The sequence below is a fragment of the Atlantibacter sp. RC6 genome, from assembly GCF_014193285.1.
Taxonomy (GTDB): domain Bacteria; phylum Pseudomonadota; class Gammaproteobacteria; order Enterobacterales; family Enterobacteriaceae; genus Atlantibacter.
In genome coordinates this window covers 121,672-143,032 of sequence record NZ_JACHZE010000005.1, presented here as the reverse complement: position 1 = coordinate 143,032, position 21,361 = coordinate 121,672, and the positions used below count along the sequence as shown (strand labels likewise).

At 58.6% G+C, this 21,361-nt stretch carries 21 protein-coding genes and 1 pseudogene; 14 read left to right on the top strand and 8 right to left on the bottom strand.

Annotation, left to right across the window (positions count from 1 at the left end; all coding sequences use genetic code 11):
- Window positions 1-46 precede the first annotated feature (46 nt).
- Window positions 47-838 carry a molybdenum-dependent transcriptional regulator gene (modE, locus tag FHW74_RS13230; protein ID WP_183170887.1) on the bottom strand — a complete coding sequence of 264 codons (792 nt, stop codon included), beginning with the start codon at window positions 836-838 and terminating at the stop codon, window positions 47-49.
- A 125-nt stretch (window positions 839-963) separates the two neighbouring features.
- Here modE and FHW74_RS13225 point away from each other — a divergent pair, with 125 nt between their 5' ends.
- The 4 genes from FHW74_RS13225 to modC all read left to right on the top strand — a co-directional run bounded on the left by FHW74_RS13225 (window position 964) and on the right by modC (window position 3,766).
- Window positions 964-1,113, top strand: a complete 150-nt coding sequence (locus FHW74_RS13225; protein ID WP_183170886.1) for an AcrZ family multidrug efflux pump-associated protein — start codon at window positions 964-966, stop codon at window positions 1,111-1,113.
- A 129-nt stretch (window positions 1,114-1,242) separates the two neighbouring features.
- A complete protein-coding gene (modA, locus tag FHW74_RS13220; protein WP_183170885.1) occupies window positions 1,243-2,019 on the top strand; it encodes a molybdate ABC transporter substrate-binding protein in 777 nt (258 codons plus the stop codon).
- Complete coding sequence (gene modB, locus FHW74_RS13215) at window positions 2,016-2,705, top strand: molybdate ABC transporter permease subunit (protein WP_183170884.1); 690 nt, start codon at window positions 2,016-2,018, stop codon at window positions 2,703-2,705. Before modA ends, modB begins: the two co-directional genes overlap by 4 nt.
- Window positions 2,706-2,707: 2 nt before the next feature.
- On the top strand, window positions 2,708-3,766 hold the full coding sequence (gene modC, locus FHW74_RS13210; protein WP_183170883.1) for a molybdenum ABC transporter ATP-binding protein ModC: 1,059 nt from the start codon (window positions 2,708-2,710) through the stop codon (window positions 3,764-3,766).
- Here the strand turns inward: modC and FHW74_RS13205 are convergent, their stop codons facing one another.
- Entirely contained in the window at window positions 3,767-4,585 is an 819-nt protein-coding gene (locus FHW74_RS13205; protein ID WP_183170882.1) for a pyridoxal phosphatase, read from the bottom strand.
- Between the two features lie 154 nt (window positions 4,586-4,739).
- Between FHW74_RS13205 and pgl the strand changes: the two genes are divergently transcribed.
- The gene (pgl, locus tag FHW74_RS13200; RefSeq protein ID WP_183170881.1) at window positions 4,740-5,735 is read left to right on the top strand and encodes a 6-phosphogluconolactonase; all 996 of its coding nucleotides are present in this window, start codon (window positions 4,740-4,742) and stop codon (window positions 5,733-5,735) included.
- A 75-nt stretch (window positions 5,736-5,810) separates the two neighbouring features.
- On the opposite strand, the gene FHW74_RS13195 is transcribed toward pgl, so the two are convergent.
- Entirely contained in the window at window positions 5,811-7,118 is a 1,308-nt protein-coding gene (locus FHW74_RS13195) for a putative acyl-CoA thioester hydrolase (protein ID WP_183170880.1), read from the bottom strand.
- Between the two features lie 196 nt (window positions 7,119-7,314).
- Here FHW74_RS13195 and hutI point away from each other — a divergent pair, with 196 nt between their 5' ends.
- The 5 genes from hutI to hutH all read left to right on the top strand — a co-directional run bounded on the left by hutI (window position 7,315) and on the right by hutH (window position 13,606).
- On the top strand, window positions 7,315-8,556 hold the full coding sequence (hutI, locus tag FHW74_RS13190) for an imidazolonepropionase (RefSeq protein ID WP_183170879.1): 1,242 nt from the start codon (window positions 7,315-7,317) through the stop codon (window positions 8,554-8,556).
- Complete coding sequence (gene hutG / locus FHW74_RS13185) at window positions 8,553-9,521, top strand: formimidoylglutamase (RefSeq protein WP_183170878.1); 969 nt, start codon at window positions 8,553-8,555, stop codon at window positions 9,519-9,521. Before hutI ends, hutG begins: the two co-directional genes overlap by 4 nt.
- 16 nt (window positions 9,522-9,537) lie before the next feature.
- The gene (locus tag FHW74_RS13180; RefSeq protein ID WP_183170877.1) at window positions 9,538-10,272 is read left to right on the top strand and encodes a histidine utilization repressor; all 735 of its coding nucleotides are present in this window, start codon (window positions 9,538-9,540) and stop codon (window positions 10,270-10,272) included.
- A 128-nt stretch (window positions 10,273-10,400) separates the two neighbouring features.
- Window positions 10,401-12,086 carry a urocanate hydratase gene (gene hutU, locus FHW74_RS13175; protein ID WP_183170876.1) on the top strand — a complete coding sequence of 562 codons (1,686 nt, stop codon included), beginning with the start codon at window positions 10,401-10,403 and terminating at the stop codon, window positions 12,084-12,086.
- A complete protein-coding gene (gene hutH / locus FHW74_RS13170; RefSeq protein WP_183170875.1) occupies window positions 12,086-13,606 on the top strand; it encodes a histidine ammonia-lyase in 1,521 nt (506 codons plus the stop codon). Before hutU ends, hutH begins: the two co-directional genes overlap by 1 nt.
- Before the next feature lie 254 nt (window positions 13,607-13,860).
- On the opposite strand, the gene FHW74_RS13165 is transcribed toward hutH, so the two are convergent.
- The 4 genes and pseudogenes from FHW74_RS13165 to bioA all read right to left on the bottom strand — a co-directional run bounded on the left by FHW74_RS13165 (window position 13,861) and on the right by bioA (window position 16,842).
- Window positions 13,861-14,187 carry a DUF1493 family protein gene (locus tag FHW74_RS13165; protein WP_183170874.1) on the bottom strand — a complete coding sequence of 109 codons (327 nt, stop codon included), beginning with the start codon at window positions 14,185-14,187 and terminating at the stop codon, window positions 13,861-13,863.
- Window positions 14,181-14,633, bottom strand: a pseudogene (locus FHW74_RS13160) (STM2901 family protein). The gene FHW74_RS13165 and the pseudogene FHW74_RS13160 overlap by 7 nt, the downstream one beginning before the upstream one ends.
- Window positions 14,634-14,820: 187 nt before the next feature.
- Window positions 14,821-15,297, bottom strand: coding sequence for a kinase inhibitor (locus FHW74_RS13155; protein WP_183170873.1), 477 nt, complete (start codon window positions 15,295-15,297; stop codon window positions 14,821-14,823).
- A gap of 255 nt (window positions 15,298-15,552) precedes the next feature.
- Window positions 15,553-16,842 carry an adenosylmethionine--8-amino-7-oxononanoate transaminase gene (bioA, locus tag FHW74_RS13150; RefSeq protein ID WP_183170872.1) on the bottom strand — a complete coding sequence of 430 codons (1,290 nt, stop codon included), beginning with the start codon at window positions 16,840-16,842 and terminating at the stop codon, window positions 15,553-15,555.
- Between the two features lie 83 nt (window positions 16,843-16,925).
- Between bioA and bioB the strand changes: the two genes are divergently transcribed.
- From bioB to bioD, 4 genes are read left to right on the top strand one after another with little or no spacing between them, the layout of a single operon-like run.
- Window positions 16,926-17,966, top strand: a complete 1,041-nt coding sequence (bioB, locus tag FHW74_RS13145; RefSeq protein ID WP_183170871.1) for a biotin synthase BioB — start codon at window positions 16,926-16,928, stop codon at window positions 17,964-17,966.
- Window positions 17,963-19,108: an 8-amino-7-oxononanoate synthase gene (gene bioF / locus FHW74_RS13140; RefSeq protein WP_183170870.1), complete on the top strand. Its 1,146-nt coding sequence runs from the start codon at window positions 17,963-17,965 to the stop codon at window positions 19,106-19,108. The genes bioB and bioF overlap by 4 nt, the downstream gene beginning before the upstream one ends.
- On the top strand, window positions 19,089-19,847 hold the full coding sequence (bioC, locus tag FHW74_RS13135) for a malonyl-ACP O-methyltransferase BioC (RefSeq protein WP_183170869.1): 759 nt from the start codon (window positions 19,089-19,091) through the stop codon (window positions 19,845-19,847). Before bioF ends, bioC begins: the two co-directional genes overlap by 20 nt.
- Window positions 19,840-20,517, top strand: coding sequence for a dethiobiotin synthase (gene bioD / locus FHW74_RS13130; RefSeq protein WP_183170868.1), 678 nt, complete (start codon window positions 19,840-19,842; stop codon window positions 20,515-20,517). The genes bioC and bioD overlap by 8 nt, the downstream gene beginning before the upstream one ends.
- Here bioD and FHW74_RS13125 read toward each other — a convergent pair.
- On the bottom strand, window positions 20,514-21,224 hold the full coding sequence (locus tag FHW74_RS13125) for an ABC transporter ATP-binding protein (protein ID WP_183170867.1): 711 nt from the start codon (window positions 21,222-21,224) through the stop codon (window positions 20,514-20,516). The genes bioD and FHW74_RS13125 overlap by 4 nt on opposite strands.
- Between the last annotated feature and the right edge of the window lie 137 nt (window positions 21,225-21,361).

Below are 21,361 nucleotides of genomic sequence, written 5' to 3'. Positions count from 1 at the left end.
TCAGGGATACGTCGCGCGCCCGGAATTGTCAACCGGACGCGGGGTTTTAGCACAGCGTGGCGACGATCAAGGAATCGGCATTAAAAAATGCTGTGACCTCAGCACCTTCTTCTGGATTGAGCGCCGCGACCTGTGCAGCCGTCAACGTGGCGCACACCCGCTGCCCACCAGCCACGGTAACGACCACTTCACTCTGCTCCCCGGCGTGTTCAACCGCGCTAATAACTCCAGCGAGCTGGTTGTCCGCGCCCGCTGCCTGGGCCGCGTCGCGGGTGATATGCACCCAGGGCGCTTTCAGCAGCACCAATACTTCCCGGCCATTCTCCAGCCCGAGCCGCTGCGCGCTGCGCGTGGTAATCGCCGCGTTTAATCGGGTGACGCCATCCGCCAGTAAAATGGTGAGATGTTCCTGTACCGAGTGGCGATCGCGATGCGTCACGGTGCCGAACCACTGGTTACGGGCGCTGGTTTGCAGAGAAAACCGCGAGATCGCCGCCAGCAGGCTGTCCAGCGGCAGGCTGTCATCGCTCAGCACGTCGAAGGCTTTCTGCTGGATTTGCCCCAGCAGATCGTAGAGCTGGATCAGGCGCTTGCCGTAAGCCGTCACTACCGCGCCGCCGCCGCCTTTGCCACCGGTCGCCCGGTCCACCAGCGGCTGGTCGCTGAGCTGGTTCATCTCGTTGATGGCGTCCCAGGCGCTCTTATAACTGATGTTGGCGAGCTTCGCGCCCTGGCTAATTGAACCGGTATGTTCTATTTGTTTAAGCAGCGCAATGCGTCGCGGGTCAGCAAACAGGCGCTGCTGGAGTTTAAGAGTAAGAAGAATTTCCGCTTGCATATCCGGCTCCTGGTAAAACGGCTATTGTGACTGAAAGCCGGACGACGACGCAAATGGCACAAAAAGGAGAGTGCGTTTTTTATGAGGGACGTTAAAATAACGCTCCCTGTATTCTGGAGGCTACCATGTTAGAGTTGTTGAAAAGTCTGGTGTTTGCCGTAATCATGGTGCCCGTGGTGATGGCTATCATCCTGGGTTTGATTTATGGCCTGGGCGAAGTATTTAACGTCTTCTCCACCATTGGTCACAAAGACCGCTCAAAGCAGCAGCACTGATTCCCCTAACGCCCGGTTTATCCGGGCGTTTTCTCTCAAGTCCCCTCACATTTTGCCGATTAATGCTTTGAATATCTGATGTGCACCGTTATATTTCTCGCTACATAACGATGCTCAATGGAGAAGCACATGGCGAACAAATGGTTAAAACTGACGGCGGGTATGGCGTTGTCTTTAGGGCTGGCGACACAAACCCTGGCGGCTGACGGCAAAATCACCGTCTTTGCGGCGGCGTCCCTGACTAACGCAATGCAGGACATTGCGGCCCAGTATAAAAAAGAGAAGCAGGTGGACGTGGTATCCTCATTTGCTTCTTCATCGACGCTGGCGCGTCAGATTGAAGCGGGCGCACCGGCGGATCTGTTTATCTCCGCCGACCAGAAATGGATGGATTACGCCAGTGATAAAAAATCCATCGACACCGCCAGCCGCGAAACGCTGCTGGGCAACAGTCTGGTGGTGGTGGCGCCGAAAGCGAGCCAACAAGGTGATATCGCCATTAACCAGAAAACCGACTGGCAGAGCCTGCTGAAAGGCGGCCGTCTGGCGGTGGGCGATCCAGAGCATGTTCCGGCAGGCATTTACGCCAAAGAAGCGCTGCAAAAGCTCGGCGCGTGGGATAAAGTCAGCCCAAGCCTGGCCCCGGCGGAAGACGTGCGCGGCGCGCTGGCGCTGGTGGAGCGTAACGAAGCGCCGCTCGGCATCGTTTACGGCTCTGACGCGGTTGCCGGTAAAGGCGTGAAAGTGGTGGGCACCTTCCCGGAAGATTCCCACAAAAAAGTGGAATACCCCATGGCCATCATCGACGGGCATAATAACGCCGAGGTGAAGGCGTTTTACGATTACCTGAAAGGGCCGCAGGCAGCGGCAATCTTTAAACGATACGGATTTACCACCCACTCATGATCTTAACGGAACCCGAATGGCAGGCCGTGTTGCTGAGCCTCAAAGTCTCATCGATTGCAGTAATGATCAGTTTGCCCTTCGGGATCCTGTGTGCCTGGGTGCTGGTAAGATGCAGCTTCCCGGGCAAATCGCTGTTCGATAGCCTGATCCATCTGCCGCTGGTGCTGCCGCCCGTTGTGGTCGGGTATTTGCTGCTGGTGGCGATGGGGCGGCGCGGGTTTATTGGCCAGTGGCTGTACGACTGGTTTGGTCTCACCTTCGCCTTTAGCTGGCGCGGCGCGGTACTGGCCGCCGGCGTCATGTCATTCCCGCTGATGGTGCGCGCGATCCGCCTGGCGCTGGAAGCGGTAGATTTAAAACTCGAGCAGGCGGCGCGCACCCTCGGCGCAGGCCGCTGGCGGGTGTTTTTCACTATCACCTTGCCCCTGACCTTACCCGGCATTATCGCCGGTACTGTACTGGCCTTTGCCCGCTCGCTGGGCGAGTTCGGCGCGACCATTACCTTTGTGTCCAATATTCCTGGCGAAACCCGCACCATTCCTTCCGCCATGTATACCCTGATCCAGACGCCGGGGGGCGAAAGCGCGGCGGCGCGGCTGTGCCTGATTTCCATCGTGCTGGCGGTGATGTCGCTGATGATCGCCGAATGGCTGGCCCGCGTTAGCCGTAAGCGGATGGGGAACTGATCATGCTGGAACTCAATTTTTCCCAGACGCTGGGCAGCCATCATCTGAATATCAATGAAACCCTGCCGGGCCAGGACGTGACGGCGGTTTTCGGCGTTTCCGGCGCGGGTAAAACCTCGCTGATTAACGCCATTGGCGGGCTAACCCGTCCTGAATCCGGGCGGATTGCGCTTAATGGCCGGGTACTGAGCGACGCGGAACAAAAGATTTTCCTGCCACCGGAAAAACGCCGGGTCGGCTATGTATTCCAGGATGCGCGCCTGTTCCCGCACTATAAAGTGAGCGGAAACCTGCGCTACGGCATGGCGAAGTCCATGGCCGGGCAGTTCGATAAGCTGGTGGCGCTGCTCGGCATTGAGCCTCTGCTGGATCGCTTGCCCGGCGCGCTCTCCGGCGGCGAAAAGCAGCGGGTAGCGATTGGCCGCGCGCTGTTAACCGCGCCGGAGCTGCTGCTGCTAGACGAGCCGCTGGCCTCGCTGGATATTCCGCGCAAACGCGAATTGCTGGCTTATCTCCAGCGGCTGACGCGCGAGATCCAGACCCCCATGCTCTACGTCAGCCATTCGCTGGAAGAGATCGTCCAGCTTGCCGATAACGTGCTGGTGCTGGATAACGGCAGCGTCAAGGCGTTTGGCAGCCTGGAATCGGTATGGGGCAGCACGGTGATGCACCCATGGCTGCCGCGCGAACAGCAAAGCAGCGTGCTGAAAGTCAGCGTGCTGGAGCACCATCCCCATTACGCCATGACCGCGCTGGCGCTGGGCGATCAGCATATCTGGGTCAACCGCATCGATAAGCCGTTGCAATCAACGCTGCGTATTCGCATTCAGGCGTCGGATGTGTCGCTGGTATTGCAACCCCCGGTTAACAGCAGCATCCGCAACGTACTGCGGGCGAAAGTGGTCAATCTGCTGGATGATGACGGGCAGGTGGAAGTGCAGCTGGACGTCGGCACCCGGACGCTGTGGGCGCGCATCAGCCCCTGGGCGCGGGATGAACTGAGTATCAAAGCGGGCCAGTGGCTGTACGCGCAGATCAAAAGCGTGTCGATTACCGCCTGATCACAGCAGGTGCTGATAAATCGCCTCGGCGATGCTCGGCTCGGTATTCAGGCCAATCACCGTGTTGACGCGATCTTTAATCGCCTGGTCGGCGTTGCCCATGGCGATGCCGAGCCCGGCGCGCTCCAGCATACTTAAATCGTTATAGTTGTCGCCGAAGGCCACCACGTCCTGCATGGTCATGCCCTGGGACTCGACCCATTGCGCCAGGCGGTTGCCTTTGCTGTTGCCCGCCAGCGCCACGTCCACCTGATCGTGCCACGACCATTCGCAGGCAAAGCCAAATTGTTCTTCAATATGCGCCACTACCTCATGCAGCCTGCCCAGATCGTGATCGGTGAGCGCGAATTTCCAGATGGCGTCGGCCTGCTGCGCCGCTTCGCGCAGGGAAGGCACCTGCAAAAACACCGGACGCTGATGTTCCGGTAAACTGCGCGCCCAGTTTTCGGTGCGCAGGACGTGCCCGGTCGGCAACTGGTACAGCATGGCGTTGTCTACATACATCAGGCCGTGAACCTGGTGTTGCTCCAGCACATCAATCAATTGCCGGGCTTCAACGGCGGGCATAGGATTGGATGCAAGCACCTTTTTTGCATGATAATCATACAAATAAGTGCCATTACAACAAATAGCAGGTGTATCCAGCGCCAGCGCCTGATAAAAAGGATGGATGGCGACATGATGGCGACCGGTGACAATCAGCACCTGATAACCTGCTTCGCGCGCGCGCTTTAGCGCTTCCAGCGATTCCGGCAAGATGGTCTTTTGCGGCGTAAGCAGGGTTCCGTCTAAATCAAGGGCGATGACACGATAGCGCATGGGCAGATTCCCGTCAGGTATTGTTCAGAAAAGGTTCGGTTGATGGTACACCGCAACCGCGCCGGGTCAAAATCACCGTTTCGCCTTCGGCACATTGCGACAAAACGCGCTACCCTTTTGAAGACTTAACGCTCACGTGAGGAAAGGAGTATTCATGAAACAAACCGTTTATACCGCCAGCCCGGAAAGCCAGCAGATCCACGTCTGGCGTCTTAACCCAACGGGCGAGCTCACGCTGTTGCAGGTGGTCGATGTGCCAGGCCAGGTGCAGCCGATGGTCATCAGCCCGGATAAGCGTTACCTCTACGTTGGCGTGCGCCCTGAATTTCGCGTCATCGCGTATCGCATCTCCCCGGACGAAGCCACGTTAACCTTTGAAGCGGAAGCGGCGCTGCCCGGCAGCCCGACCCATATTTCCACCGATCATCACGGCAAATTCCTGTTCAGCGGCTCTTATGGCGCTGGCTGCGTTAGCGTCACGCCGCTCAACGACGGTATCCCTGGCGAGGTGGTGGATGTGGTGGAAGGGCTGGATGGCTGCCACTCCGCGAACATTTCCCCGGATAATCGCACCCTGCTGGTGCCTGCCCTGAAGCAGGATCGCATTTGCCTGTTTACCGTGAGCGATGACGGCAACCTGACTGCGCAGACCCCGGCGGAACTGACCACCGTGGAAGGCGCAGGCCCACGTCATATGGCGTTCCACCCGAATCAGCAGTTTGCCTACAGCGTGAACGAGCTGAATGGCACCGTCGACGTCTGGGCGCTACAGTCGCCGAACGGCAAAATTGAATGCATCCAGACCCTGGACATTATGCCGCCGGACTTTGCCGATACCCGTTGGGCGGCAGATATTCATATCACCCCGGATGGCCGCCACCTCTACACCTGCGACCGTACCGCCAGCATCGTGACGGTGTTCAGCGTCTCCGAAGACGGCAGCGTGCTGGCGGTGGAAGGGTTCCACCCGACCGAAACCCAGCCGCGCGGCTTTAATATCGACCACAGCGGTAAATTCCTGATCGCCGCCGGGCAGAAATCGCACCATATTTCTGTGCATGCGATTGAAGGCGCGCAGGGCCTGCTGCGTGATGTCGGGCGCTATGCCGTGGGCCAGGGCCCGATGTGGGTGGTGATCGACGCGCGCTAATGGCGTAAAAAAAGCGGACAGGCCTGAGGCGTGTCCGCTCGATTATCAGGCGCATTTTTTAATGCGCCTTTTTTATTACTGTTTCGGCTCGGCAACCACCTGGCTACCCAGGCCACGGTTGTTGAACTCCCACATGCGGTTGAAGTTGTTGTCGTTCAACTCGCGCTGCAGTTTGTCATCCGCCATGGTGCCGGTATTGCCCGCGAACGGACGTTTGGAACCCAGCGCATCGCCCCAGGGTTTGGCTTTGTTAAAGCCTTCGTTAATCACGCTATCGCGGATAACGACCTGTCCGTTTGAGGTCTGGTTAGCGGTATAGCCATTTTCAGTCGCTTCGATATCCCACGCGCGGCCCAACTGCGCCACGCCGTCGCCGCTCGCCACGAAGCGGCTGTTGGTCGCCAGGAAGCCGTACCAGATGTTCGGCTGAGTGGCTGGGGCAAATACGTAGCCTTCCTGCTGGGTACGGGAATTCACCACCCGGAACTCGGTGTTATCGAACACCACCGCGCCGCGACCGGCAACCAGATCCACGTCGCCTTCCACATAGCTGTTGGTCACCAGGGTGCGGGTCTGACGGTTGTTCACGAAACGGTTTTGCAGATCGCTGTTAGTCACCAAGAAGGTGTTCTGACGGCCCAGAATATTCACTTTATCGATCTGTACTTTGTCGCCATCGCTACGCAGCGCCACCGCCTGGTGATTACCGGCATCCACGCTGTCGCCCAGATTGTTTTCGATGGTTAGATTATGCAGTTGCAGCCCGTTGTTCTGGGACCACACCACGGCGGAACACATCACGCCGACCGTGGCCTCGCGGCGATTCTGGCAGTTATCGAACATATACCAGGCCGGTTTGCCCGGCATATATTTACCTGACGGGTTAACCGTATGACGCCAGGCCGAGCGATCCATTTCAGAATCCAGCGCCGCGCCGATTATCACGTCCGCCGGGTTTTCACCCAGGCCGTACAGCGTCACGCTGCCGGACGCCGCAGGAATATACACCGTGCCTTCATAGGTGCCGGGCATAATCGCAATGTACTGACGGGTGCTGGTGTGCTTGATAATCGCCGCATCCACCGCCGCCTGAATCGAGGTATGGGTCACGCCTGCGGTGCCTGCCGGGCCAACCACGAAGTTAGGCTGGGCGGGAATGGCGATTTTCGCCGGTGACCACGGAGCCGCGTTCGGGTCCATTTCAGAGAAATAGCGTGCCGCGACAAAGTTCTGCGCTTCGTTAGCCGACAGGATCGGGCGCGATGCGGTGCCTGGCGCTGCCTGCTCGGACGGACGTTGGTCCGGCGGCGTTGAGCTACAAGCGGTCAGTGTCACGCCAACGGCAAAAGCCAGCGCCAGACGGGAAACCGAAAATCTGTTCAAGGGATGCTCCTTGCTGTGTCAAAAAGGATGAGTGCGTAAATAGCCTGCTTTTTTAACCTAACTTGATCAAAACGGGAAGCTAAAGCGCTAAAAAGTTAATTTTATCCGTGCTTTCGTGAACTGTGAATGGCAGGCAGGTTGACAAGTCCAGCAGGTTACCAATAAATGTATAGACAACCCATGACAAGCGAACATCATGATCACAACCCTGCTTCCCGGTGATGTTATCTGGCGCAACGGGCGTCTTGCCACGCTCAACCCGGCTATTGATACGCCCTATGGGCTGCTGGAACATCACGATCTTATCGTCCGCCAAGGCACGATCCTGGCCGTAACGCCCGCGCATCCGCACCCCGCCTGTGAAATTATCGACCTGCAAGGACGTCTGGTGACGCCGGGACTGATTGATTGCCATACCCATCTGGTTTACGGCGGCAACCGCGCCGCCGAGTGGGAACAGCGGCTGAACGGCGTTTCCTACCAGCAAATCAGCGCCCAGGGCGGTGGAATTAATGCCACCGTCAAAGCCACTCGCGCCGCGTCTGCCGAACAGTTGCAGCAAACGGCGCAGCAGCGGTTGAACGCGTTGATGCGTGAAGGGGTGACGACGATTGAAGTGAAATCGGGATATGGGCTAAATCTGGACGGTGAAGAGAAAATGCTGCGGGTGGCGCAACAGCTGGCGGCAACCAATCCGGTCGAGATCTGCGCAACCCTGTTGGCGGCCCACGCCACGCCGCCGGAGTATAAAGGCGATCCCGACGGCTATATCGACTACGTCTGTGAAACGATATTGCCCGCGCTATGGGAGCAAAAATTGTTCGACGCCGTAGATGTGTTTTGTGAAAACGTTGGCTTCAGCGTGGCGCAGACCGAACGGGTGTTTGCCGCCGCGCAGGCGCTGGGCATCCCGGTGAAAGGCCACGTTGAACAGCTTTCTAATCAGGGCGGTTCGGCGCTGGTGGGGAAATACCACGGCCTGTCCGCCGATCATATTGAATATCTCGATGAGCGGGGCGTAATGGCGCTTCAACAGGCTGGCAGCGTCGCGGTGCTGCTGCCCGGCGCGTTCTATTTCCTGCGTGAAACCCAGCGCCCGCCGGTGGAACTGCTGCGCCAGCATAATGTGCCGATGGCGATCGCCACCGATATCAACCCCGGCACCAGCCCGTTCGCCAGCCTGCATCTGGCGATGAATATGGCTTGCGTCCAGTTTGGCCTGACGCCGCAAGAGGCTTGGGCAGGCGTGACGCGCCACGCCGCGCGGGCGTTAGGGAAGCAGCATACGCACGGGCAGCTTGCTGCCGGGTTTGTGGCCGACTTTATCGTCTGGGATGCCGAACAGCCGGTGGAAATGGTCTACGAACCCTGCCGCAATCCGCTCCATTGCCGGGTTTATCGCGGCGAGGCTCAATTTTTAGAGGGGAAAACCCTGTGACACTCTGGCAATCGGCAAACGCCGCGTTATGGCAGGGGCGCAACGATTTGGCGGAAGCCGACAATGCGTTGCGCGTGTTTCAGACCATCCAACACCGCACGGCGTTTGCCCCTCAAGCTGACGGCATCGCGCTGCTGGGCTTTGCCTGTGATGAAGGCGTGAAGCGCAATCATGGTCGACCCGGCGCGCACAAGGGGCCGGACGCGTTACGCAGCGTGCTGGCGAATATGGCCAGCCATCGCGGCCACGACCGTCTGGTGGACTTAGGAAATATTCACGCCGAGCCGGAGGCGCTGGAAGCCGCGCAGGATGCGCTGAGCGATGCGGTAAAACAGTGCCAGCAGGCCGGAATGCGCACCCTGGTGTTTGGCGGCGGTCATGAAACCGCCTTCGGGCACGGGCGCGGCGTGCTCGACGCCTGGCCCGATGCGCGCATCGCCATTATCAATATCGACGCCCATCTCGATTTACGCCGCGCCGCTCAGGCCACTTCCGGTACGCCGTTCCGCCAGCTGGCGCTGCACTGCGAACAGCAGGGGCGTGAATTCAATTACACCTGCATTGGCGTTAATCCCGCCGCCAATACCCAGGCGCTGCTGGACGAAGCCGCCCGGCTTAATGTCAACATTATCTGGGATACCGACTGCCAGCGCCCGGAACAAACCGGCGCAGCGGCGCAGATTGCCGCGCTGTTGGCGTGGGCGGATAAAATTTATTTAACTATTGATCTGGACGCGCTGCCGGGCTGGCAGATGCCGGCGGTATCGGCACCCGCTGGCCTTGGCGTCCCGCTGGACACACTGTTGACGCTGCTGGAACCGCTGTGCCGTAGCCCAAAACTTCAGGCCGTTGACCTGGTCGAATTTAACCCGGAATTTGACCGCGATGGCCTTGGCGCCAAAGTGGCGGCGCGGCTGGCGTGGCAAATCGTCCATAACTGGTCTGATGCAGAAAATCATGCATAAGGAACGCTGACTCACTATGTTTTCATCTCAACCCCGTCTGGCGACGCAGGAACCGGTGCCGTTTTACGAAAAAGTAAAACAGGCCATCAGCGGCAATATTCACGCCGGTATCTGGAAACCGCACGACCGCATTCCTTCCGAAGCGGAGCTGGTGCAGCAGTTCGGTTTTAGCCGCATGACCATCAACCGGGCGCTACGTGAGCTTACCGATGAAGGGCTGCTGGTGCGTTTGCAGGGGGTGGGGACCTTCGTCGCCGAGCCCAAGGGCCAGTCAGCGCTGTTTGAAATTCGCAGCATTGCCGATGAAATTGCCGCGCGTAATCACCGCCACCGCAGCGACGTATTGCTTCTGGAGCGGATTAACGCCGATGCCCGCCAGGCCGCGGCGCTGGGGCTTGCGGAAGGCACGCCGGTGTTTCACTCGCTGCTGGTCCATTACGAAAACGACATACCGGTGCAAATTGAGGATCGGGTAGTGAATACCCACGCGGCCCCGGACTATCTGGCGCAGGATTTCACCCTCACCACGCCCCATGCTTATCTGTCGCAGGCCGCGCCGCTAACCGAAGGCGAGCATATCGTTGAGGCGGTGCGCGCGAGCCCGCAGGAGCGCGACTGGCTCAGTATCGACGTTGACGAGCCGTGCCTGCTGATCCGCCGCCGCACCTGGTCGGTCAATCATATTGTCTCCCATGCGCGGCTGCTGTTTCCCGGTTCCCGCTACCGCCTGCAAGGGCGATTCATGTCCTGATGATGTAACTATTTTGTTAATTATGTGATGACCTGCACAGGGTCATCACGCCAGTACGGCTAAATTTTTTAAATGTCTATACAAGTATAGTCCTCTATATTCTGTTACCCCTGTTCAAGGAGCTGGTCATGCAGCACGATAAATACCGCGAAGGTGACATTCGCGCCCCCCGAGGCACCACGTTGAATGCCAAAAGCTGGCTAACCGAAGCCCCGCTGCGCATGTTGATGAACAACCTCGACCCTGACGTTGCGGAAAATCCTCACGCGCTGGTGGTGTATGGCGGTATTGGTCGTGCGGCGCGTAACTGGGAGTGCTATGACGCCATCATCAAGGCGTTAAAAGCGCTGGAAGACGATCAGACCCTGCTGGTGCAGTCCGGCAAGCCGGTAGGGGTTTTTACCACCCACAGTAACGCCCCGCGCGTGCTGATTGCCAACTCCAACCTGGTGCCGCGTTGGGCCTCCTGGGAGCATTTTAACGAACTCGACGCCAAAGGCCTGGCGATGTACGGGCAGATGACCGCCGGGAGTTGGATCTACATCGGCAGCCAGGGCATCGTGCAGGGCACTTATGAAACCTTTGTTGAAGCCGGTCGCCAGCATTACAACGGTAATTTACAGGGCCGCTGGGTGTTAACCGCCGGGCTGGGCGGTATGGGCGGCGCGCAGCCGCTGGCCGCGACCCTGGCAGGGGCCTGTTCGCTGACCATTGAGTGCCAGCAAAGCCGTATCGATTTCCGCCTGCGCACCCGCTATGTGGATGAACAGGCCGACTCGCTGGACGACGCCCTGGCGCGCATCAAACGCTATACAGAAGCGGGCAAAGCGGTCTCCATCGCCCTGTGCGGCAACGCGGCGGAAATTTTGCCGCAGCTGGTGGAACGCGGCGTGCGCCCGGATATGGTCACCGACCAGACCAGCGCCCATGATCCGCTGCGTGGCTATCTGCCTGCGGGCTGGAGCTGGGAAGAATATCAACAGGCCGGTACACAGGAACCGGAGCGTGTGATCGCGGCGGCGAAACACTCCATGGCCCAGCATGTGCAGGCCATGCTGGCGTTCCATCAGAGGGGGGTGCCGACGTTTGATTACGGCAATAACCTGCGCCAGATGGCCAAAGAGAGTGGGGTGGAAAACGCTTTTGATTTCCCGGGCTTCGTTCCGGCGTTTATTCGCCCGCTGTTCTGCCGCGGCATCGGCCCGTTCCGCTGGGTCGCGCTGTCCGGCGACCCGGAAGATATCTATAAAACCGACGCCAAAGTAAAGGAACTGATTACCGATGATGTGCACCTGCACCGCTGGCTGGACATGGCTCGCGAGCGCATCAGCTTCCAGGGCTTACCGGCGCGCATCTGCTGGGTCGGGCTGGAGTGGCGGCAAAAACTCGGCCTGGCGTTTAACGAAATGGTGCGCAGCGGCGAAGTCAGCGCGCCGATTGTGATTGGCCGCGACCATCTGGACTCCGGCTCGGTTGCCAGCCCGAACCGGGAAACCGAAGCCATGCGCGACGGTTCCGACGCGGTCTCCGACTGGCCGCTGCTCAACGCCCTGTTGAACACCGCCAGCGGCGCGACCTGGGTATCGCTGCATCACGGCGGCGGCGTGGGCATGGGCTTTTCACAACACGCGGGCATGGTGATCGTCTGCGACGGCACTGACGAAGCCGCTCAGCGTATCGCTCGCGTCCTGCACAACGACCCGGCTACCGGCGTGATGCGTCATGCCGATGCGGGCTACCAAAGCGCAATCGACTGTGCGGTGGAGCAAGGGCTGAATTTACCGATGGTTGCGGCAACCCAGGAGAAAAAATAATGCGTACCCTTCGACTGACGCCGGGCCAATTGAGCCTGGCGGATCTGCGCCAGATCTACAGCGCGCCCGTTAAGCTGGAGCTGGATGACGGCGCGTTTGACGACATCAACCGCAGCGTGCAGTGCGTTAACGATATCCTCGCCGAAGGCCGCACCGCCTATGGCATCAACACCGGTTTTGGCTTGCTGGCCTCGACGCGCATCGCCAGCGAGGATCTGGAAAATCTCCAGCGCTCGCTGGTGCTGTCCCATGCGGCGGGCGTGGGCGAGGCGCTGGACGACGCGCTGGTACGGTTGATTATGGTACTGAAAATCAACAGCCTGGCGCGCGGCTATTCCGGCATCCGGCTGGAGGTGATTCAGGCGCTCCAGGCGCTGGTGAATGCGGAAGTTTACCCGCGTATCCCGGCGAAAGGCTCAGTAGGCGCCAGCGGCGACCTGGCCCCGCTGGCGCATATGTCCCTGACGCTGCTGGGCGAAGGGCAGGCGCGCTACAACGGCGAGTGGCTGCCTGCCGTCGAGGCGCTGTCCAAAGCCGGGCTAACGCCGATCACTCTGGCGGCGAAAGAGGGGCTGGCGCTGCTCAACGGCACGCAGGCGTCCACCGCATTCGCGCTGCGCGGTCTGTTTGAGGCAGAAGATCTGTTTGCTTCTGCGGTGGTCAGCGGGGCGTTAACCACCGAAGCGGTGCTTGGTTCACGCCGTCCGTTTGATGCCAGGATTCACGCGGTGCGCGGCCAGAAAGGGCAAATCGACAGCGCGGCGCTGTTCCGTCACGTGCTCACCGACGACAGTGAGATCTCCCAGTCCCATCACAACTGTGAAAAAGTGCAGGACCCGTACTCGCTGCGCTGCCAGCCGCAGGTGATGGGGGCGTGTCTGACCCAAATGCGCCAGGCGGCGGAAGTATTGCTGGTGGAAGCCAACGCAGTATCCGATAACCCGCTAGTCTTTGCCGAGGAACAGGAAGTGATTTCCGGCGGCAATTTCCACGCCGAACCGGTGGCGATGGCGGCCGATAACCTGGCGCTGGCGCTGGCGGAAATCGGCGCGCTGTCCGAACGGCGCATCGCGCTAATGATGGATAAACATATGTCGCAGCTGCCGCCGTTCCTGGTGAAAAACGGCGGAGTGAACTCCGGATTTATGATCGCCCAGGTAACCGCAGCGGCATTAGCCAGTGAAAACAAAGCGCTGGCGCACCCGTCAAGCGTGGACAGCCTGCCGACCTCGGCCAACCAGGAGGATCATGTCTCTATGGCTCCCGCCGCAGGACGCCGGTTATGGGAAATGGCCAGCAACACCCGCGGCGTGTTAGCGGTAGAGTGGCTGGCGGCCTGCCAGGGGATTGATTTGCGTGAGGGGCTGAAATCCAGTCCGATTCTGGAGAAAGCGCGCCATATTTTGCGCGATAAAGTGACGTACTACGCCCAGGATCGCTACTTCGCGCCGGATATCGAAGCGGCAATATCTTTGCTCAGCCAGCGGCGGCTGGCGGCGTTACTGCCTGATTTCCTGTAAAGCTGACGGCAGCGAAAGGTCTGGCTATTGATTTTGTCATGTAGAAAATCCGTAATCCTCTGGGGTTACGGATTTTCATTTCGTTACTTATCATTCTGGGGTGTTTATTGCCGAAATCTAAATCCTGTATTCATTACGATATTGCAAGAGATGAGCCGGATGTGTACTTTTTATTAAATATCGTATTTTGTGAAGCGAAAAAACTTAGCTCACCAACAATACTGGGGAGAAGGAAGGTTGAATACTTCATGTGTTTAGTCAAATAACCACTTTCCCGCCTTCGCTGACTCAGCAAACATCCTCACTGTCAGTGGTTTCTTCGTTTGTACGAGTGGTTTAGTTGTAAACCATTTACGAAAAAACCATTCAACTTTCCATGGGTAATAATGAGCCATATCTAAACTTGATACATCAACCCCAAATATTTCGCCATATTTTTCTATAGCATAACTTATGTCATCACTTTCCGCATAAGCCTGTAAAGGCGTGTCCATTTCGACAGGAATGGGTTTGAGGGATAATGTTGTCATTAAAGGTAACTCATGCCTAAAAAAAGCCAATACTTCCTCATCTTTTACCATATCCTCTCATTGCCTCTGGCAATCCGGTTGTAAGTCGTTGTCGCTTTATAAGTAATAATTGCGACATCATTGGCAAGCAGCACCCAGCCAATAACCGGAACAGCACGCCCAACAAATTTACCAAGATTATTAACCCACATTGGTTTGAGGTAGGTCAGGCTTTTGTTAGTAAAGGTTGGCAAACGAAAAGGAAGTTCTACGTCTAAGTAACGTCTGGCGTAAATTGATGCTACTGACGTTCCGACGGTAGCAGTATGAAATTTTTGTCTGGTCCCTTGGGTTGGTTGACCCAAAAGAATCAGCGCCACTGTTCCTAAATCACCAATCCCGCCCGTCTGATCGCCTATTTCATCAAGTAATATCTAAAAAAATAATTCACTCGCAGAAATATTACAAATTCCTTTGTAAAAATAAGTTCCATTTAATTCTTCCACCGTATCCTTTATCAATCCTTTAATTTTGGGATAAAACTCGATTTTGCTTTGCCACGAGTCTATTAGTCAATCCATTTAATATATAGACGTGTGGAGCGAACGCTCCACAATGTAATTTTAAGATAAATGCCGGTCACGCTTAAGGTAACCGGTTTTATAATGAAATATCCTGCTTTATCCGCGGCGAATAAGCGTTTCACTACACGTAAATCGCCGTCAGCGAGGCGCTGCCCAGGCTGTGGAAATGCACGTTAAAGCCCACCATCGCGCCGCTGGCCTCTTCGTCCACTTCGATACGCTCCACATCCAGCGCATACACGGTAAAGATATAGCGGTGGGATTCGCCCTTCGGCGGGGCCGCGCCGCCGTAGCCCGTTTTGCCGAAATCAGTACGGGTCTGTACCGCGCCTTCCGGTAACGCTGCCTGGCCTGAACCGGACCCCTGCGGCAGCACACTGGTATCCGCCGGTAAGTTGGCCACCACCCAGTGCCACCAGCCGGAACCGGTCGGCGCGTCGGGATCGTAGCAGGTCACGACAAAACTTTTGGTGCCTGGCGGCACCTCGTCCCAGGCGAGATGCGGGGAGATATTATCGCCTTCGTATCCCATGCCGTTAAACACATGGCGGAGCGGGAGCTTTTCGCCGTCCGTTATGTCCCGACTGAATAATTTCATAGGGGCTCCTTAAGCGGTTTTGAATGAATTTCACTTCACGAAGTGTATACCCTAAATAATTCGAGTTACAGGACAAAGCCTAAAGGGCTTTGAACAGCGCTTGCGCTGGCCCCGAAGGGGCGAAGCCGAAGGCTGAGTCACGCGGCAAGGGAGGGAATCCCCAGGAGCGTACATAAGTACGTGACTGGGGTGAGTGAGCGCAGCCAGCGTACCTGTAACTTGAAGTATGACGGGTATAGTGCATTCGCCCTTAAATTAGCGAAACAGCGTCGGGTCGTTAACGGCTTTAACCACGGTGGCGGTTAACCGGCTTAACTGTTCCGGGGATATCACATACGGCGGCATCAGGTAAATCAGCCGACCAAATGGTCTGATCCACACTCCGTGCTCGACAAAGAACTTCTGGAGCCGCGCCATATCGACCGGGGAGCGGGTTTCTACCACGCCAATCGCGCCCAGCACCCGCACATCCGCCACTTGTGGCGATTCCCGGCACGGGGCCAGTTCGGCGTTTAGCTGTTTTTCAATTGCGGCCACCTGCTCGCGCCATGCGCCGGTTTCCAGGATCGCCAGGCTTTCCGCGGCTACCGCGCAGGCCAGCGGGTTGCCCATAAACGTTGGGCCGTGCATAAAGCAGCCCGCTGCGCCGTCACTGACCGTATTCGCGACGTGGCGTGTGGCCAGGGTGGCGGAAAGCGTCATGGTGCCGCCGGTAATGGCCTTACCGAGACATAAAATATCCGGCGTGATGCCCGCATGCTCGCAGGCGAAGAGCTTGCCGCTGCGGCCAAAGCCGGTGGCAATTTCATCGGCAATCAGCAGGATACCTTCACGATCGCACATCTTGCGGATGCGCCGCAGCCATTCCGGATGGTAAAAGCGCATCCCGCCCGCGCCCTGGACGATCGGCTCAAGAATAATGGCGGCGATCTCATGGCGATGGGCCGCCATTAGCCGGGCGAACGGCGCGATATCCCGCTCGTCGAATTCCCCGCCGAAACGGCTGGCCGGTGCCGGCGCGAACAGGTTTTCCGGCAGGTAACCTTTCCACAAACTGTGCATTGAATTATCCGGATCGCACACCGACATCGCGCCAAACGTGTCGCCATGATAGCCGTGGCGGAAGGTCAGGAAACGCTGACGCGATTCGCCCCTGGCGTGCCAGTACTGCAACGCCATTTTCATCGCCACTTCCACCGCCACCGAACCGGAGTCCGCCAGGAAGACGCACTCCAGCGCGGCAGGCGTCATCTCTACCAGTTTGCGGCACAGCGCAATGGCGGAAGGGTGGGTGATGCCACCAAACATCACGTGGGACATCTGGTCAATCTGGTTTTTCATCGCCGCGTTCAGGCGCGGATGATTATAGCCATGGATAGCCGCCCACCAGGATGACATGCCGTCCACAAGCCGCTCGCCGCTCGCCAGCTCCAGCTCACATCCCTCGGCCCGCACTACCGGATACACCGGCAGCGGCTGGGTCATCGAGGTATACGGATGCCAAATATGCTGTTGGTCGAAGGCAATGTCCTGTTGCGTTATCATGACTTGTAAACCATTTTAAAAAGAACTAGGTTTACAAGTATAAACCGAACCGATAAGAAGCAACACCCTTTTGGAGAAGCAAGATGGCTGATTCCCCACGCTGGACACTGTCGCAAGTCACTGCACTGTTTGAAAAACCGCTCCTCGATCTGCTGTTTGAGGCGCAGACTGTCCACCGTCAGCACTTCGATCCGCGCCAGGTGCAGGTCAGTACGCTGCTGTCGATCAAGACCGGGGCCTGCCCGGAAGACTGTAAATATTGCCCGCAAAGCTCGCGCTACAAAACCGGCCTGGAAGCCGAAAAACTAATGGAAGTGGAGCAGGTGCTGGATTCGGCGCGCAAAGCCAAAGCTGCGGGTTCGACCCGTTTTTGCATGGGCGCGGCCTGGAAAAACCCTCATGAGCGCGATATGCCGTATCTGGAGCAGATGGTACAGGGCGTCAAATCTATGGGCCTGGAAGCCTGTATGACGCTGGGTACGCTGTCGGATACGCAGGCCCAACGCCTGGCCTCGGCGGGGCTGGACTACTACAACCACAACCTCGATACCTCGCCGGAATTCTACGGCAACATCATCACCACCCGCAGCTATCAGGAGCGGCTCGACACCCTGGATAAAGTGCGCGACGCCGGGATCAAAGTCTGTTCCGGGGGCATCGTCGGGCTGGGTGAAACCGTCACCGATCGCGCCGGGTTGTTGCTGCAACTGGCTAACCTGCCGACGCCACCGGAGAGCGTGCCCATCAACATGCTGGTGAAGGTCAAAGGCACGCCGCTGGCGGATAACGACGATGTCGACGCCTTTGATTTTATCCGCACCATCGCGGTGGCGCGCATCATGATGCCGACCTCGTTTGTGCGCCTTTCCGCCGGGCGTGAGCAGATGAACGAGCAGACCCAGGCAATGTGCTTTATGGCAGGCGCCAACTCGATTTTCTATGGCTGCAAATTGTTGACCACGCCGAACCCGGAAGAGGACAAAGACCTGCAACTGTTCCGCAAACTGGGCATCAACCCGGAGCAAACGGCGGTGCTGTTGGGGGATAACGAGCAGCAACAGCGGCTGGAAGCGCAGCTCCAGACGCCGGATACCGACGATTACTATAACGCGGCGGCGGTATGAGCTGGCAACAGCGCATCACTACCGCCCTTAACGAACGCCGGGCGGCAGACGCCTTGCGTACCCGGATCGTCGGGGAAAGCGATGCCACGGGGTTTATCCACCAGGGCCGGCGCTACCGTAATTTTTCCGGTAACGACTATCTGGGATTAAGCTGCCATCCGGCTATCGTCGAGGCCTGGCAGCAGGGCGCACAGCGCTACGGCGTGGGCAGCGGCGGCTCCGGGCATGTGACCGGTTTCCATCAGGCGCATCATCAGCTGGAACAGACCCTGGCGGCGTGGCTGGGCTATCCGCGCGCGCTGCTGTTTATCTCCGGATTTTCGGCGAACCAGGCGGTAATCAGCGCGTTAATGCAAAAAGAGGACCGCATCGTCGCCGACAGGCTAAGCCACGCTTCGCTGCTGGAGGCCGCGAGCTTAAGCCCGGCTACCCTGCGCCGCTTTCACCATAACGACGTTGAGTCGCTACAAGCCCTGCTGAGCAAACCCCTTAGCGGCCAGCAACTGGCAATCACGGAAGGCGTATTCAGTATGGATGGCGACCGCGCGCCGCTGGCTGAGATCGCGACGGTGAAGCGCAATGCGCTGCTGATGGTGGATGACGCCCACGGCATCGGCGTGGTGGGCGAGGGCGGGCGCGGCAGTTGCGCGGCGGCCAACGTCAAACCGGATATCCTGGTGGTGACTTTCGGCAAAGCCTTTGGTCTGAGCGGCGCGGCGGTGCTGTGCAGCGACGATCTGGCGGATTATCTGGTGCAGTTTGCCCGGCACCTGATTTACAGCACCGCCATGCCGCCCGCCCAGGCGCACGCGCTGCAAACCGCCGTTGCGGTGATCCAGCAGGCGGATCAACAACGCGCCACGCTTCAACGCCATATCGCGCGTTTTCGTCGCCAGATGGCCGCGATCCCGCTCCAGTTAGCGGCGTCTCAAACCGCCATTCAGCCGATTATCGTCGGAGACAATCAACGTACCCTGCAACTGGCCGCCAGCCTGCGCGAACGTGGGCTGTGGGTGACCGCCATCCGTCCGCCGACGGTGCCGGCGGGCAGCGCCCGCTTGCGTATTACCCTGACGGCGGCCCATGACGACGCGGATATCGACGCACTGCTGGAGGCGCTCCATGACATCACCCGTGAATAAAACTGCGGTTGCCGCCGCCTTTGGCCGCGCCGCCGCGCACTATGACAAGCACGCCGCGTTTCAGCGCGAAAGCGGCGAGCGGCTGTTGCGCCTGTTGGATAAAACCTCGTTTGACCGGGTGCTTGATGCGGGCTGTGGCACCGGCCATTTCAGCCGTTACTGGCAGCAGCAGGGGAGTTACGTGACGGCGCTGGATCTTTCCGACGCGATGCTGAGCGCCGCCGAGGCCAATCAGGCGGCGCAGCGTTATTTACAGGGCGATATTGAAAACCTGCCGTTGACAGCGGGCAGCGTCGATTTAGCCTGGAGCAACCTGGCGGTGCAGTGGTGCAGCGATCTGTGCGGTGGAATTCGCGAGCTGTGGCGCGTGACGCGTCCCGGCGGACGCATCGCCTTTAGCACGCTGGTGGCCGGATCGCTCGACGAGCTGCATCAGGCGTGGCGCGGCGTGGATAACGCCTGTCACGCCAATACGTTTATGCCCGTCGAAACGGTGCTGGAAGCCTGCGCGCCGTACCCGCTGCACTGGCAGCAAAGCCCGCTGACGCTGCATTTCGCCGATCCGCTCAGCGCCATGCAGTCGTTGAAGGGCATTGGCGCGACCCATCTGCATCACGGGCGCGAGAACCGGGTGTTGACCCGTAGCCAGTTACAGCAGCTGGCGCTGGCCTGGCCGCAACAGGGCGGACGCTTTCCGCTGACCTATCAACTTTTTTGTGGAGTATTTATCCGTGAGTAAACGCTGGTTCGTCACCGGAACCGACACCGAAGTGGGCAAAACCGTCGCCAGCTGCGCGTTATTGCAGGCGGCAACACGCGCGGGCTACCGCACTGCCGGATATAAGCCCGTCGCTTCCGGCAGCGAAATCACCCCTGAGGGCGTGCGCAACAGCGACGCACTGGCGCTCCAGCGCAACAGTTCACTGGCGCTGGGATATCACGAAGTGAACCCCTATGTATTTGAAGAACCCACGTCGCCGCATCTGGTGAGCCGTACTAGCGGTATCGCCATTGAACGCGCCGTGATGTCGCAGGGACTGGCGGCATTAGAAACGAAATCCGACTGGGTGCAGGTGGAGGGCGCGGGCGGCTGGTTTACCCCGCTCAGTGAAACCTGGACCTTTGCCGATTGGGTAAGAGAAGCGCAGTTGCCGGTGATCCTGGTGGTGGGCGTCAAGCTGGGCTGCATCAACCACGCCATGCTGACCGCGGCGGCGGTGCAAGCCGCCGGGCTGCGGCTGGCGGGCTGGATCGCCAATGACGTTACGCCGCCCGGCGCGCGTCATCAGGACTATTTAGCCTCGCTACAGGCGCGCATCCCCGCGCCGATGCTGGGGGAAATCCCATGGCTCAACGACCCGTTTGCTCAGGATACGGGCCGTTTTCTGGATATCTCCCTGCTGGATTAGCAGTGAAGCAAGGGCAGCAGGCGTGGGTTATCGAGCTGCGCCACGCTGCCCTGGGCCACGCTTCTGCCCTTATGCAACAGACAGAAGCGCTCGGCGACGCGGCGGATAAAGGACATCCGCTGCTCCACCATCAATATCGACAGACCAAAATCGCGGTTCAACCGCAGTAGCACGTCACCCAGCTTGTGAATAAACCCGGCGCTGTTGCCGCGCGTCGGCTCATCCAGAATCAGCAACCTTGGTTGGATCACCAGCGCATTCGCCAGCGCCAGCCGCTGCTGATTTTCATCGCTCAACGCCGCGCCGCGCGTGTGGCGCAGGGGATAAAGCTCGGGAAACAGCGTAAAGGTCGATTCCGGGATAGCGCCCTGGGTGTCCCCGGCGGCGCGCAGGGCGATTTGCAGGTTTTCCTCCACCGTCAGGCCGGAAAAAATCCGCCGGTCATGCGGCACGTAGCCGATACCCAGCGCCGCGCGCATATCGGCGCTGGCGTCGTTCAACTGCTGCGGCGCAAGCCCGCCATGGCGCCAGACGATAGTGCCGCTCTGTACCGGCAGATGCCCAGTAATGCAGTTTAACAGCGTGGTTTTACCCATCCCCTGCGCGCCGGTAATGCAAATGCACTCTCCCGGCAGCATCTCCAGATCTACATTCCATAAAACATGGCGTTCACCATAAAACTGATTCACTGAATGCAAACTCAACATAAACGCTCCTGGGTTATACCGCGGCGGGTTGGGTGATGCTGCAATTCCTCTGCCAGTGTGGTTGGAGATTTGCCAGGAGACAGAAAATTAAGAATAAACTCACACTTTCAGCGTATTCCCGCTTTTACCGGCGATAG

Bases quoted from the DNA above. Each gene is read 5' to 3' on its own strand.
- modE (WP_183170887.1), bottom strand. From the start codon at position 838: ATGCAAGCGGAAATTCTTCTTACTCTTAAACTCCAGCAGCGCCTGTTT.
- FHW74_RS13225 (WP_183170886.1), top strand. From the start codon at position 964: ATGTTAGAGTTGTTGAAAAGTCTGGTGTTTGCCGTAATCATGGTGCCC.
- modA (WP_183170885.1), top strand. From the start codon at position 1,243: ATGGCGAACAAATGGTTAAAACTGACGGCGGGTATGGCGTTGTCTTTA.
- modB (WP_183170884.1), top strand. From the start codon at position 2,016: ATGATCTTAACGGAACCCGAATGGCAGGCCGTGTTGCTGAGCCTCAAA.
- modC (WP_183170883.1), top strand. From the start codon at position 2,708: ATGCTGGAACTCAATTTTTCCCAGACGCTGGGCAGCCATCATCTGAAT.
- FHW74_RS13205 (WP_183170882.1), bottom strand. From the start codon at position 4,585: ATGCGCTATCGTGTCATCGCCCTTGATTTAGACGGAACCCTGCTTACG.
- pgl (WP_183170881.1), top strand. From the start codon at position 4,740: ATGAAACAAACCGTTTATACCGCCAGCCCGGAAAGCCAGCAGATCCAC.
- hutI (WP_183170879.1), top strand. From the start codon at position 7,315: ATGATCACAACCCTGCTTCCCGGTGATGTTATCTGGCGCAACGGGCGT.
- FHW74_RS13180 (WP_183170877.1), top strand. From the start codon at position 9,538: ATGTTTTCATCTCAACCCCGTCTGGCGACGCAGGAACCGGTGCCGTTT.
- hutU (WP_183170876.1), top strand. From the start codon at position 10,401: ATGCAGCACGATAAATACCGCGAAGGTGACATTCGCGCCCCCCGAGGC.
- hutH (WP_183170875.1), top strand. From the start codon at position 12,086: ATGCGTACCCTTCGACTGACGCCGGGCCAATTGAGCCTGGCGGATCTG.
- FHW74_RS13165 (WP_183170874.1), bottom strand. From the start codon at position 14,187: ATGGTAAAAGATGAGGAAGTATTGGCTTTTTTTAGGCATGAGTTACCT.
- FHW74_RS13155 (WP_183170873.1), bottom strand. From the start codon at position 15,297: ATGAAATTATTCAGTCGGGACATAACGGACGGCGAAAAGCTCCCGCTC.
- bioA (WP_183170872.1), bottom strand. From the start codon at position 16,842: ATGATAACGCAACAGGACATTGCCTTCGACCAACAGCATATTTGGCAT.
- bioB (WP_183170871.1), top strand. From the start codon at position 16,926: ATGGCTGATTCCCCACGCTGGACACTGTCGCAAGTCACTGCACTGTTT.
- bioF (WP_183170870.1), top strand. From the start codon at position 17,963: ATGAGCTGGCAACAGCGCATCACTACCGCCCTTAACGAACGCCGGGCG.
- bioC (WP_183170869.1), top strand. From the start codon at position 19,089: ATGACATCACCCGTGAATAAAACTGCGGTTGCCGCCGCCTTTGGCCGC.
- FHW74_RS13125 (WP_183170867.1), bottom strand. From the start codon at position 21,224: ATGTTGAGTTTGCATTCAGTGAATCAGTTTTATGGTGAACGCCATGTT.